This is a genomic window from Dyadobacter koreensis (assembly GCF_900108855.1).
Lineage (GTDB): Bacteria > Bacteroidota > Bacteroidia > Cytophagales > Spirosomataceae > Dyadobacter > Dyadobacter koreensis.
Genome location: NZ_FNXY01000008.1, coordinates 191,620 through 205,808 on the forward strand (window position 1 = coordinate 191,620; position 14,189 = coordinate 205,808).

General features: G+C 41.6%; 10 protein-coding genes. All 10 read left to right on the top strand.

Annotated elements, in window-relative coordinates; genetic code table 11:
• Positions 1-428 precede the first annotated feature (428 nt).
• The 10 genes from BMY70_RS24225 (at position 429) to BMY70_RS24270 (ending at position 14,189) form a co-directional block, all read left to right on the top strand.
• Positions 429-3,461: a DPP IV N-terminal domain-containing protein gene (locus BMY70_RS24225; protein ID WP_090339315.1), complete on the top strand. Its 3,033-nt coding sequence runs from the start codon at positions 429-431 to the stop codon at positions 3,459-3,461.
• A gap of 57 nt (positions 3,462-3,518) precedes the next feature.
• The gene (locus BMY70_RS24230) at positions 3,519-5,036 is read left to right on the top strand and encodes a M20/M25/M40 family metallo-hydrolase (RefSeq protein WP_090339833.1); all 1,518 of its coding nucleotides are present in this window, start codon (positions 3,519-3,521) and stop codon (positions 5,034-5,036) included.
• On the top strand, positions 5,006-5,353 hold the full coding sequence (locus tag BMY70_RS24235) for a hypothetical protein (protein ID WP_090339318.1): 348 nt from the start codon (positions 5,006-5,008) through the stop codon (positions 5,351-5,353). The genes BMY70_RS24230 and BMY70_RS24235 overlap by 31 nt, the downstream gene beginning before the upstream one ends.
• The gene (locus tag BMY70_RS24240; protein WP_090339321.1) at positions 5,346-8,312 is read left to right on the top strand and encodes a DPP IV N-terminal domain-containing protein; all 2,967 of its coding nucleotides are present in this window, start codon (positions 5,346-5,348) and stop codon (positions 8,310-8,312) included. Before BMY70_RS24235 ends, BMY70_RS24240 begins: the two co-directional genes overlap by 8 nt.
• 241 nt (positions 8,313-8,553) lie before the next feature.
• Complete coding sequence (locus tag BMY70_RS24245; protein WP_090339324.1) at positions 8,554-9,114, top strand: RNA polymerase sigma factor; 561 nt, start codon at positions 8,554-8,556, stop codon at positions 9,112-9,114.
• A 99-nt stretch (positions 9,115-9,213) separates the two neighbouring features.
• A complete protein-coding gene (locus BMY70_RS24250; protein ID WP_090339326.1) occupies positions 9,214-10,029 on the top strand; it encodes a helix-turn-helix domain-containing protein in 816 nt (271 codons plus the stop codon).
• Between the two features lie 656 nt (positions 10,030-10,685).
• Positions 10,686-11,576 (top strand): glycosyltransferase, encoded by an 891-nt coding sequence (locus tag BMY70_RS24255; protein ID WP_229209757.1) that lies wholly within the window; start codon positions 10,686-10,688, stop codon positions 11,574-11,576.
• A 33-nt stretch (positions 11,577-11,609) separates the two neighbouring features.
• A complete protein-coding gene (locus BMY70_RS24260; protein ID WP_090339332.1) occupies positions 11,610-12,830 on the top strand; it encodes an amine oxidase in 1,221 nt (406 codons plus the stop codon).
• Between the two features lie 6 nt (positions 12,831-12,836).
• The gene (locus tag BMY70_RS24265) at positions 12,837-13,583 is read left to right on the top strand and encodes a PIG-L deacetylase family protein (protein WP_090339335.1); all 747 of its coding nucleotides are present in this window, start codon (positions 12,837-12,839) and stop codon (positions 13,581-13,583) included.
• Positions 13,584-13,589: 6 nt separating this feature from the next.
• Positions 13,590-14,189 (top strand): class I SAM-dependent DNA methyltransferase, encoded by a 600-nt coding sequence (locus BMY70_RS24270; protein WP_090339340.1) that lies wholly within the window; start codon positions 13,590-13,592, stop codon positions 14,187-14,189.

Here is a 14,189-nt window from a genome sequence, read left to right on the forward strand (position 1 = left end):
AATTAACCAACGATATCAACCAAAATCAAAGGTGCAGCGCATCGCAATATTTGTAGGAATTAACCAAGGAATATCAACCAAAATCAAAGGTGCATCGCACAGTAATATTTGTAGAAATTAACCAACGATATCAATCAAAATCAAAGGTGTATCGCACCGCAATATTTGTAGAAATTAACCAAGGAGTGTCAACCAAAATCAAAGGTGCATCGCACCGCAATATTTGTAGAAACTAACCAACAATATCAACCAAAATCAAAGGTGCATCGCACCGTAATATTTGTAGAAACTAACCAAGGGATAATTAATCAGAATTAAAGGTGGATCCCACGGTAATGATTGTAGAATCAAAAACATAACCCCTGTTTAAATTCTAAATTGATTTAAACATATACCAAAATAAAATAACAAATTAAAGTACGTTTAAAATGATTAGAGCAATCCGGTTACTTCGGTCTTTTTCCAGAAATATTCACATTAACCATGTTTTTGCACTAACTGCGCTATCCGGCGCATTTGTGTTTTCCGGCAACTACGTCCAGGCTGCCGCAGCTGATTCAACAAAAGTCACGCTGACGGAAGGCACAAACATGGCCACGGATTTGTCACCCGACAAGAAATCGATTGCCGTTGATATTCAGGGTACGATATGGAGTATTCCAATTGCGGGCGGCGATGCAAAACCGTTGACCGATGGAATGGGGGATGACCGTCAGCCGCGTTGGTCTCCTGACGGAAGCCGTGTTGCTTTTCAATCTTTTCGTGACGGATATTATCATATCTGGGCGGTCAATAAAGATGGTTCGGGATTGACGCAGCTAACTTTCGGTGTTTTTGATGAACGCGAACCGGAATGGTCGCCGGACGGAAAATTCCTGGTTTTTTCCTCAGATCGCGGAGGTAATTATGACATCTGGAAAATGGAGCTTTCCACCAGAACATTAACCCAGCTGACCATTGATCCGGGAAATGATTATTGTCCTGCTTATGCAAGTGACGGAAGTAAAATCGCATTTGTTTCCGAACGCACATCAGCTCCGGGGATTTATATTTTGACGAACGATGGTTCTCAGAAATTAATAGTTAAAAATACCGCGAAACTTTCTGCGCCCGCTTTCAATCCGGCTGGAACTCGTATTTATTTCAATTCACTCACGGGTGCATTCAGCGATCTTGAAGAAGTTGACCTTGCCACCGGAAATGCGAAACCTTTAACACAACCCTCAGAAGATGTTTTTCCATTCCGTGCGAGCTGGATTTCTCCACTGGAATATTTATACAGTGCTGACGGAAAAATTAAGCGTGTTAAGTTAGGTGAAAAAACAAGTCAGGCTATCGATTTCAAAGCTATTGTGACAGTTACGACGCCGGTTTACAAAAGAAAAACTTATGATTTTGACAGTGGAAAACCCAAAACGGTGAAGGGAATAAAAGGACTAAATGTTTCTCCTGACGGAAAACGTTTCGTTTTTTCAGCATTGGGCGATCTCTGGATTTTAGACAAAGGCGCAACCGTTCCGAAACCAATTACAAAAGATGCCAATCTGGATGCTGATCCGACCTGGTCACCAGACGGGAATTTCATTGCATTCCTGACCGACCGCTCTGGCACTATGAATCTCTGGGTGCATGATGTGAAAACCGGAAAACAATCAGAGTTGGTTAAGCTGGATTACGATATCAATTATCCGGCTTGGTCTCCTGATGGTTCGAAAATTGCTTTTTACCAGGCAGATCCAAGAAATTCATGGGGACGCGGAACGCTTCAAACGGTTGAAGTAAAAACCGGAAAAGTGGAGAAAATTCATGAATCGCTGTTTGTACCAAGTCAGCCAAGCTGGTCTCATGATGGCAAAACCATCGCCGTTTCAGGTTTAGAAGTTTATTCTACGCGCTATCGGGAAGGAATTAACAAAATCTTATTGATTTCTCTGGATAAAAAACCGGACCGTTTTGTGTCGCCGTTGGCTGAGCGATCGCTGGGAATGCGTGCGAAAAATGGCCCGGCCTGGTCGCCGGATGGAAAGTCGATGGCCTATGTGCAGGATGGCTTGCTATGGGTTATCGCGGTGGATCCTTCCGGGACCATCGTTGGCCCTCCAAGAGGATTAACGCACGAATTGTCAGAAGTACCGAGCTGGACAGCCGATTCGAAAACGCTGGTTTACATGGCGACGGATACCATCAAGCAGATCAATGTTTCGGACGGGAAAATTGAATCCATTCCAATGACTTTCAAGTGGGATTACAAGCAGCCAAAAGAAACCGTGATAATTCATGCCGGGAAAGTTTTTGACGGTAGAAATAAAGAATACATCAAAAATGTAGACATTATTGTTGAAGGTAATCGCATCAAAGAAATTGTTCCGCATAAAGCGGGTCGTCCGGGAAAACTTGTTGATGCTTCCGATAAAACCATTATCCCCGGGCTTTTTGAAATGCATACCCACCAACATGCCATGACTGGTGAAAAACTTGGTCGCTTATGGTTGTCGTTTGGGATTACCTCGCTGCGGGAAACCGGCGCAGATCCTTATGATGCTTTAGAAAGAAAAGAATCGTGGGACGCAGGAACATTAACCGGTCCGCGCGAATTTTTCACCGGTGGACTAACTGACGGAAGCCGGATTTATTACGGTCTTGCGAACAGTATCCATTCGACGGCACAACTTGATCTGGAACTTGAACGGGCGTCGCGGCTGGGATATGATATGATCAAAACTTACGTTCGTATGCCTGATATTTTGCAGCTGCGAATTACCAATTATGCACATAAAATCGGCGTTCCGGTTTCTTCTCATGAGATTTTTCCAGCTATGCGTTACGGAGTGGATGCGGTTGAACACATCGGTGGAACAAGCCGGCGTGGTTATTCTCCGAAAATTTCAGCGATGAATTTTACCTATCAGGATGTGACAGAGCTTCTGGTGAAATCAAAAATGAATATCACACCAACGGCTTCATTGCAGGGAGGTTTTTATGTGATGGCCGGAAAAAATCCTGGTTATTATGAAAACAAACAATTCAAGGCTTTTTACTCAGAGGAATTCAGAAAAGCTTTGAAAGACGGTGCTTCACAAATTGAGAAAATGTTTCCGGGTTACACTGCCAATTTTGGAACAATTCAGAAAACGGTAAAAAATCTTCTTGCCAGCGGTGCGCGTGTTACAGCGGGTACGGACAGTCCTTTTATTCCTTATGCCATGAGCTTGCATTCGGAGTTGCAGTGCTGGGTAGACGGAGGGATAACTCCTTTCGAAACTTTACGTTCCGCGACTTTATGGTCAGCCGAAGCGGTGGGTGTGAGCAAAGATCTGGGGACACTTGAAAAAGGAAAACTTGCGGATCTGGTCATTGTTGAAGGTGATCCTTTGGTGAAAATTGAAGACGCCTGGAATGTAAAACATGTAATGAAAAACGGGATCCTTTTCTCAATCGATGAGCTTTTGAAAAAACCTTAATTAATTTCTAATCCGGTACGCATGGCCTTAAGATTAAATATAAAAACGAAAACTGTAATGGCAACGCTTTTTGCGTTCGCCATTACTGCTTCGGCACAATTGAGTGCCCAGAAAATTCCAGCAGAAAAAAGTGATGCGCTGATCTCGAAAGCCATGTATCCTGCTTTGGAAGAACTGAAAGAATATGTAGCTATTCCAAATGACGCACTAATTGCAGAGGATATCGAAAAAAATCTGATATGGTCAGAAAAGGCTTTTGCGAAACGGGGTTTCAAAACAGCGATTCTGAAAACGGGGAAAATGCCTTTGTTTTCAGCTGAAAAAACATACCCGAAAAACACGAAGACTGTTTTATTTTATTTCCATCTTGACGGGCAAGCGGTCAGACCAAATGAATGGTTTCAAAAAGATCCGTATATGACGGTTTTGAAAGAAAAAGGAGCAGACGGTACTTTTAAGGAAATTGACTGGGAACTTTTGAAAAAAGAAAAAATCAATGACGAATGGCGGATTTTTGCGCGTTCCACTTCGGATGATAAAGGGCCGATTGTCATGCTGTTGAAGGCACTGGATATTCTTGCCGGCCAAAATCAACAACCTCCGTTTAATGTAAAAGTGGTTCTGGATTGCGAAGAAGAAAAAGGTTCTCCGGGTTTGAAAGCGTCTCTTGCTCAATACAAAAAAGAGCTGATGGCTGATTACCTGATCGTGATGGATGGTCCTATGCATTCTTCCAATATTCCGACATTAACCTTTGGATGCCGTGGAGGAACTGGTTTTGGACTTACAACATACGGCGCGATCACACAGCAGCACAGCGGGCATTTTGGGAATTATTCTCCGGATCCGACTTTTATTCTTTCAAAAATCATTGCTACGATGAAAGACGATGATGGAAGAGTTTTGATTGACGGATTCTATGATGGAATTAAATTCGATGCCGAAGCAGAGAAAATTATGGCGGCTGTTCCTGATAATATGAAGGAAATTAACGATCGTTTACAGATTGCCGAGGAAGAAAAAGTTGGTAAAAATTATCAGGAATCTATGCAGTATCCCTCGTTGAATATTAGAGGTTTGAAAGCAGCGGTTGTTGGAAAAGGTGGTGGATCGATTATTCCGGAAGAAGCACTTGCAGAGTTTGGGATTCGTCTGGTACCGGAAACCGAAGGAACCAGAATGACGAATCTGGTTAAGGCACATATTGAAAAACATGGTTATAAGGTTTTTGATCATGTGCCGACAAAAGCGGAACGTCTGGCATATAAAAAATTGGTTTTCATGAGTGGAGGTGGACCAGGTAGTCCGGCTTTTCGTACTGAAGTTAACTCTCCAATCGGAAACTGGTTGAGGAAATCGGTTACTGAAAACTTCAGACAAGACCCGATTGTGATCAGAATTATGGGTGGCTCAGTTCCGGTCGTTCCATTTATTCAGACGCTTGGGGTTCCGGCCGTTATTGTTCCATTGGTGAATATGGATAACAATCAGCACAGTCCGAATGAAAATCTTCGGTTAGGAAATTTGAGAATGGGAATCAAAACATGCTTGTCTATCTTAACAACACCGATTTGATTTGTATTGCCTTGGTTTCTCTGGAACCTCTTGTTTCAATGGTAAGACAGCATTATTTCATTGCTCCGATAGGGAATGAAATATTGATGGTGATATGGCTCCTATGGAGCCTCCTGTTTATAGACACGAATCATGAATTTCTAATTTTTGGCTCGTTAGAGCTTCCTGGGACTTATAAGGGAACTCCGACGGGAGTTGAGATCGGATCAAGCTCATTATTTTCTATAAACTGGTCATGCCGCTGGGATGTTTCCGATAAAAGCTCTTTTAATATTTTCGAATCTGAATGTTGCAAAATCCTGAATTACAATGAATAAAAGATTTAAACTGTTAATCAATTTTATCGCGCTGTTATCCCTTTTTGAATTAAAGGCCATGACATCGGATTCGGTTAAGGTAATATTGACGGAAGGTACCAACATGGCAATTTCCCTTTCTCCGGATAAGAAAAACCTGGCCATGGATATCCAGGGGACAATCTGGTTGATGCCTGTTGCTGGTGGAAAAGCGAAAGCGTTGACAGATGCGCTTGGAGATTGCCGCCAGCCAACCTGGTCAGCAGACGGAAACCAGATCGCATTTCAATCGTATCGCGACGGAAACTTTCATATCTGGAAAGTTAACAGAGACGGCAGCGGATTAAGTCAATTGACCTTTGGAGTTTACCACGACCGCGAGCCTCAATGGTCGCCTGACGGAAAAGAGATCGTTTTTTCGTCTGATAGGAGTGGAAATTATGATATCTGGAAGATAGAACTTGATAAGGGAAATTTGGTGCAATTGACCAAAGATGCGGGAAACGACTATTTCCCGTCATACTCTTCAGACGGATCGAAACTGGCCTATGTGTCGGAGCGGAATACTGCCGCCGGACTTTATTTGCTTGAAAGGAATGCTGAACCAAAATTATTGGTACATAGCAAGGAGAAATTATTTTCTCCTGTTTGGCATCCCAATGGTAAACAGCTAACTTTTAATACGTTGCTCCCGGGCGTAAGCCAGCTAGAATTTGTGAACATTGGTGGCGGAGACTGGCAAACCTTGTCTGAAAAAACAGAAGATGTTTTTCCATTTAAGGTAAGCTGGCTTTCGGAAACGGATTATTTATATACTGCCGACGGACAGATTAAACATGGAATTTTAGGGCAAAGGAAGACAACCAGTATTCCGTTTCAGGCTGAGGTAATTCTAGACCGAAAAAAGTATGTTACAAAAGTCCGTGATTTTGATTCCAAAAAAGCACAACCTGTGCAAGGTATTCGAAGTCCTATCGTATCACCCGACGGGAAAAGCGTGATTTTTACTGCGCTGGGGGATCTGTGGATTTTTAAAAAAGGTACTGAAAAGCCGGTTCAGGTAACCAACGACATTTTTATTGACGTTGATCCCGTTTGGTCGCCGGATGGCAAAAAAATTGCTTACACCAGCGACAAAAAAGGGAACATGGATCTTTATGTAAAAGATCTTTCGACCGGAAAAGATAGCTGCCTGCTTGATGCTCCGGATAATTTAAAATTCCCATCGTGGTCTCCGGACGGATCAAAAATTGCTTTTTATCAGGCAGATCCGAAAGCTTACAGCCGGAACGTTCTCAATATTATGGATCTTAAATCGAATGAAATCACAACGACTTATGGTTCTCTTTTTGAAGGTTCGCAGCCAAGCTGGACACCTGATGGAAAATTTATCGTGATCTCATCGCTCGATTCTTATTCTACAAGATTCCGTGAAGGATTAAGCAAATTCCTGGTTATTCCGCTCGACAAATCGCCCGCGAAGTTCGTGTCTCCTGTTCCTGAACGTTCTCTTGCGACGAGAGGGAAAAATGGTCCGGTTGTTTCTCCGGATGGGAGCATGATCGCCTACATTCTGGATAACACCTTATGGGTTGTTCCGGTTGATAAGGAATGCGAAATTATCGGTCCGCCTAGAAGATTAACAAATGAGTTAGCAGAAGATCCAAGCTGGGCAGCTGATTCGAAAACCGTTGTATTTCTGGCAACGGATGTTTTAAAAGAAGTGTCAGTCGTCGATGGAAAAGTTACGCCGATAAGCATGAATTTTACCTGGCAGATAAAACAGCCATTGGGCCAATTAGTTGTTCATGCGGGTAAACTTTTCAATGGCCGCTCGGAGAAATACATTGAAAATGTTGATATACTGATTGAAGGAAACCGGATCAAAAAAATTACACAGCATCGTGCCGGAGCTTATGGAAATGCAAAAATTATTGATGCTTCCAAACAGGTGATCATGCCGGGCATGTTTGAAATGCACACGCATCAAAATGCGCAGCATGGTGAAAAAGGAGGAAGACTCTGGCTGGCTTACGGAATCACGTCAATTCGGGAACCCGGCACTGATCCTTACGATGCTTTGGAAAGAAAAGAATCGTGGACGAGCGGAAAGCGCCTTGGACCGAGGACATTTTTTACAGGTGGACATATGGAAGGAAACCGGATTTATTATAACCGGAACACGAGCAATGTAGGTGGTGCACAATTAGAGCTCGAACTAAATCGTGCTGTCAGACTGGGTTATGATATGATCAAAACTTATGTCGGGCTATCGGATAATCTGCAAAAACGTGTAACCGAATTTGCTCATACGAATGGAATCCCGGTAGCGTCTCATGAGATTTATCCGGCAGTTGGATATGGTGTGGACGGGGTTGAGCATATGGGCGCGACGAGCAGAAGAGGTTATTCACCAAAACTAACGGCAATGAATAATACTTATCAGGATGTTTTACAGCTTATCGCGAAATCAGGAATGTACATTACGCCTACGATTTCCCTGCATGGCGGATTTACATCGCTGGCTAAAAATGATCCTGACTTTTTCAATCACTGGCAATTTGAAACATTTTATTCTGAAAAATTGAAAACGGAGCTTTTGGGATCTGCATCCAGAATGAGCGAATCAACATATTCAAATGTTGAAAAAACGACATTAAATCTTATCAAATCCGGTGCGCGCGTGACACCCGGAACAGATTCGCCTATTATTCCTTCGGGGTTCAGTTTTCACGGAGAATTACAGAGCTGGGTAAAAGCTGGTATTTCACCTTTCGAAACACTTCGGGCGGCAACCTTATGGTGTGCTCAGGAAATCGGGGTAGAAAAAGATCTGGGGACAATCGAGATCGGTAAACTTGCGGACATAGTGATTATCAATGGAGATCCGCTGACTAATATCAAGGAAGCTCTGAATGTGGATGGTGTGATAAAAAATGGAGAATATCTGAATCTTAAAACTTTGAAACAGGGCAAATAAGTAACCGGGTTTTCGTATCAGGATATTAAAAATACTAGATAATTGTAATTGGAAAGGGGAGGCACGAACAGGCTTCTCCTTTTTTGTTTTTTAATGAAATTGTAAGAATTAACTATTTTATATAATCGAAAAAAATAAAATAAATTATTGTGTAATATATAAATGACAATCTATTATATTTATATATATCATTTTTGCAGAACAATATTTTGACAGTATTTTTATTTCAGGAATAAAAAATATGAATAAACCAATTTTTTCAGATGAAGAGCTGTTAAAGCTTGTCGCTGAAGACAATACGGAAGCATTCAAGATATTGTTTGATCAATATTATAATACCATCGTCCGCGTGCTCATGCGATTCTCACAAGATCCTGAACAGGTTAAAGATTGGGTTCAGGAGATTTATGTTAAATTGTGGGAATCCAGAAAAACTCTGGACATTGAATCGATAGGAAATTTTAAAGCGTACTTTATTGTGATCGCCAGAAATCATGCGATAAAACATTATACTAAAAGGAAAAAACTGGAACTGGTATCTCATTATGAATTGACAGATTATGATGTTTCTGATAATAATCTTGTTGAAAGCCTCGAACATGCGGAATTGATGCATGCCTACCAGAAAGCACTTTCTAAGCTGCCATATAAAGCTAAGGAAGCTTATTTTCTCAACCGTGAAAAAGGCCTGACTTACACTAAAATTTCGGAAGAACTCGGCATATCAATTAAAACCGTTGAGGCGCAAATCTCGCGTGTAATGGCGTTTCTTCGGCAGGAACTTGTCGTCTATCTTCGATAAAAAAGTATTAATCTGCATCGGACAGTGGTTCATCGCATAATTTGATGAACTTAAAATTCAATACGTAACTTTGATTACGAAAATGATCTGCAATCCGTTATGAAGTATCAACAATTTATTCCTCCCGTTTATTTAAAGGATAAAATCCGGTATTGCTGGATGCTTGAAAATACCGATTCTGATCATTCCCAAACAATTTTCAAGCCACTTGCTGATGGTTGTCCCGGAATTATGCTGCATCAGTCAGCGGATGGAAATTTGGTCCAGCACGATAAAAAACTGCCTCAAATTTTTTTATATGGACAAACGACGCGGCCTGTTGAGATTGTTTCGGGAGGCAGGTTTAAAACATTTGGCGTAGTTTTTCAGCCCGATGCCCTGAAATCTGTTTTCGGTATCGATGCCAATGAGCTGACAAATTCCTGTACAGATTTTAGTTGGCTGCAAAAATCTATGACCTGTCAAATTACTGAGCAAATATCCCACCTTCATTCGTTTGCAGATCAAAGTGCTTTTCTTTTTAATTCGATTTTTGCGTTAGTGAATAAAAGCAAATGCAATAAAGATAGTTCAGTTGCCTATGCTATTTCTCAAATCGCGACTTCGAAAGGGCATGTTGATTTCAAAAATCTGCTGACCTGTTTGCAGCTGTCCGAAAGAACATTCGAGCGGCGTTTCAAACAGTCTGTCGGTATTTCTCCTAAATTATTTGCGCGGATCTGTAAATTTCAGGCCGCGCTGGAATTGCTAAGGATGAATAAATACGAGAAGCTTTCTGACATCGCTTTTGAAAGTGAGTATGCCGATCAGTCGCATTTCATCCGCGCCTTCAGAGAGTTTTCCGGTTTCTCTCCGTATCAATATCAAAAAAGGACCAATGAGGTTGCGGAAAATTTCATTACTTTTTTCAGTTGAAAACCCTCGGATTACGTCCATCACGAATACGTTTCGACTCTGCTGAGTAAAGCAATCCACATGATTTCCCCAAATTAATTTTTTGCGGTCACTTAATGAAAATTGCATGCATGGATCGCGTCGGTTTGGGCCCGGCATATCTGGCACAGTTGTTTATATCAGAGCATATCGTTTCAGTACCTTAATGATCTCAGAAGAGAGGCCATTGCCCTGATTCTTAAATAATTCGCGGAATAAGTTTGGAGATTTTGATTTCATGATCTGCGGTTTTGTCATGCGCGAGATTGTAATGAATATGGTCAGCGAAATTGGAACACTGAGATCTGCGAGCCAAAGTACAAGCTATTTTTTTCTGTCATCAACAACTTAAAACTATATCATCAACTGCCTGAATGAGTAACCTTATGATTCAACTACCTAAAAATTTATTGTGCTTTTCGCACTTGCGGTGGGACTTCGTATATCAACGTCCGCAACATCTGATGACTCGTTTTTCAGAGTTTTCAGCAGTATACTACTTAGAAGAACCAATTTTTTCTGAAATCGATAACGCATTTCTTACGTTTTCACAAAGGTTGCCAAATCTCTGGGTTTGCGTACCGCATCTTCCACATCATTTAAGTAAAACTGAGATAAATAAACAGCTGAAGTCGCTGTTGAATATCTTTTTTATTAACAAAGACACCCAGGATTTTACTTTCTGGTACTATACGCCTATGGCGCTGGAATTTTCATTCAAATTTATTCCGGGATTGACGGTTTATGACTGCATGGACGAATTATCTGCATTCAAATTTGCTCCCGAAGAATTGAAGGATCTTGAAAAACGTCTTTTCAATAAAGCAGACATCGTATTTACGGGAGGACAATCGCTCTATGAAGCGAAAAAACATCAGCATTACAATATCCATCCTTTTCAAAGCAGTATCGATAAAACTCATTTTGAAAAAGCTAGGAACAACAAATCAGAGCCTGATGACCAGTCGGGTATCAAGGGAGTTAAGCTAGGATTTTACGGGGTGATCGACGAACGTTTTGACATAGATCTTATCAGGGGCATCGCCGATGCTCATCCTGACTGGCAAATTATTTTAATTGGCCCGATCGTAAAAATTGATCCAGCCACTTTACCGAAAAATGAAAACATACATTATCTCGGATCGAAAAAATACGAGGAATTACCGCTTTATTTATCTGGCTGGAACGTTGCTCTCGTGCCTTTTCTTCTAAACGAATCTACACGTTTCATTAGTCCGACAAAGACACCTGAATATCTTGCTGGTGGAAAACCGGTTGTATCTTCAGCCATAAAGGATGTCGTAAATCCGTACGCAAAAAACAAGCTTGTAAAGATCGGAGTAGATTCCATTGATTTTGTAACAGCAGTTGAAGAATTGCTGCAGAGTCCGGACGACAGCGTATGGCTCGCGCAGGTCGATAATTTTCTCGCAGATTATTCCTGGGATAATACCTTCCAGTCCATGAGAGAGCTAATGGAGAGCACCATGAAAAATAGAAATACGACGGTATCGGTTGTTAGTGAATAGTACTGGAAGTAATAAATGTATCAAATATTGGAAATGAATGACCAAATTATCGAAAATCCCTTCAAGTCATTTTGGATGGCGGGATTTGAGTGCAGTGATCAACTGAATTTCCATGGCGACCGGGTTGATTTTCTTAATATAACGTCTCATCTGACTCTGATTGATGAAGATTATGAGCGTTTGAAAAAGTTTAATTTTTATACAGTACGTGAAGGTTTGCGATGGAGCCAGATTGAAACGGAACCATATATTTATGATTTTGGAATATTGGAGAAAATGCTGTTGGCCGGACAGAAACACGGTATTCAGCAAATTTGGGATATATGTCATTTTGGTTTCCCGGCGGATCTGACTCCCTTGCACCCGCATTTTACGATGCGTTTTGCAGCTCTTTGCGAGGCATTTGTCAGCTATTACAAAAGTTTCGGTTTTGAGCTTCCGCTTATCGTAACGCCGATAAATGAAGTTAGTTTCATGTCATGGCTTGGAGGGGATGTCGCGGCAACATCGCCTTATTGCCGAAATAACGGTTGGGAGGTAAAATATGCATACATGCGGGCCTATATTGCGGGAGTCAAAGTGATGAGAGAAGTTGATCCCACTGTCAGAATTTTGACAACGGAGCCGCTCGTCAGTTTATCGGCAAATCTTAACGCTACACAAGAGCAAATCACTATTGCAAAAGAGCACCATGATCTTCAATATCAGTCCGTTGATATGCTATGTGGCAGAATTTGCCCGGAGCTGGGAGGAAAGCCGGAATATCTGGATATGCTGGGCTTTAACTACTATTATAACAATCAATGGATCGTTGAACCACACCAGATGCTCGGGTGGAATGATCCGGTTCCGCATCAAAATTTGCGGTTATTGTCAAGTTTGCTGACCGAAGCGCATGAACGATATGATCGACCGATTTTACTTTCGGAGACAAGTCATCCCAGGGAAGACCGCCCCGTCTGGATCAAACACATTAGTGTGGAAATTACGAAATTGATTCAGAAAGATATCCCGATATGGGGTGTTTGTATTTATCCTATCATTGATCGCCCCAATTGGGATAATCTGGATGACTGGCATAATTCAGGATTGTGGGATATGGATCCGGAATCAGGTCTTGACAGCCGCATCCTGCATCAGCCCTCCGCCCATGCATTATTGGAATGTCAGGAATTGATTGCTGCAAGTCTGGCGCCGGCGAAAAATCAAAATTATTATTTAAAAACACAAGAGTCGACGCTCACCAAATCGTGATTTAAGATGATAAAGGAAATTACAAAATTATGGAGCCAGCTCGGAGATCTTGAAGCCGTAGATGTTGAAAAATTTGGGATAAGCCTGGTTATTGCCCCACATCCTGATGATGAAACCCTGGGGTGCGGCGGGACTGTGGCACTGTTGAGGAAGCTAGAAATTCCGGTACACTTTATTTTTGTAAGTGATGGCACAATGTCGCATCCTAATTCGAAAAAATTTCCTGAATCCAAATTGAGAAAATTGCGGGAGAAAGAGGCAAAAGACGCCGTTGTGACGCTTGGAGGGGATAGTGAATGTATGGAATTTATGAGAATAAAGGATACCAGAGTTCCGAATCGAGAAGATGCCGACTTCTCAGATACGGTGCATCGAATGATTAAAAGCATAAACCTTATTCAGCCTGAAACAGTGTTTGTCCCCTGGCAAAAAGATCCGCACCGCGATCATCAGGCTACGTGGGAAATTATGTCCGAAGTATTAAAAAAGCTTGATGTTAAGCCAAGGGTCCTGGAATATCCAATCTGGCTCTGGGAGCTTGGTGATCCGGAAGATGTTGCGTCAATAGATCAGATGAAGAAGCTGACAGTCAATATTGAAGAGACGCTTCCTGCAAAAAACAAGGCTCTGACAGCTCATGTTTCGCAGGTGACACGAATGATCGACGATGATCCTGGAGGTTTTATTTTGTCTCCGGAAGTTATCGCACATTTCAATATTCCGACAGAAGTATTTTTTGAATCTATAAATTAAACAGCTATGGAAAAACCTGAAAAATCGCTTGATGCTGAGTTTTTTAATAAAATGTATGAGCAAAACCAGGATCCCTGGGATTTTGAAAACAGTGCATATGAAAGGGAGAAATACGATGCAACTTTGAAAGCAATTCCTAAGGATAAGTATAAAAGTGTTTTTGAGATTGGATGTTCAAACGGTGTTTTGAGCGAAAAATTAGCCAATTTCTGTGAACGTCTATTAGCGGTGGATGCAAGTTCTATTGCTGTCGAAAATGCAAAAAAACGTTTGGCAGACTATCACTTCGTTGAAGTCCAGGAAATGACTATACCGAAAAATTTTCCGGAAGAACAATTTGATCTGATACTTTTCTCTGAGGTTGGATATTTCTTAAGTATGGAGGATCTGACCCTGTCGAGAGACAAAATGATTGATGCACTTGCGCCGAATGGACATTTATTACTTGTACATTGGACGCCATTCGTAGAGGAGTTTCCGCTGACGGGCGATCAGGTCCACGAATTATTTCTTCAATCAGCGGAACCGGAATCTGGTATATTAGCCCATCTTTATGGCCGATCAGAAACTCAATACCGGCTGGATCTATTTGAAAAGAAGCAATGA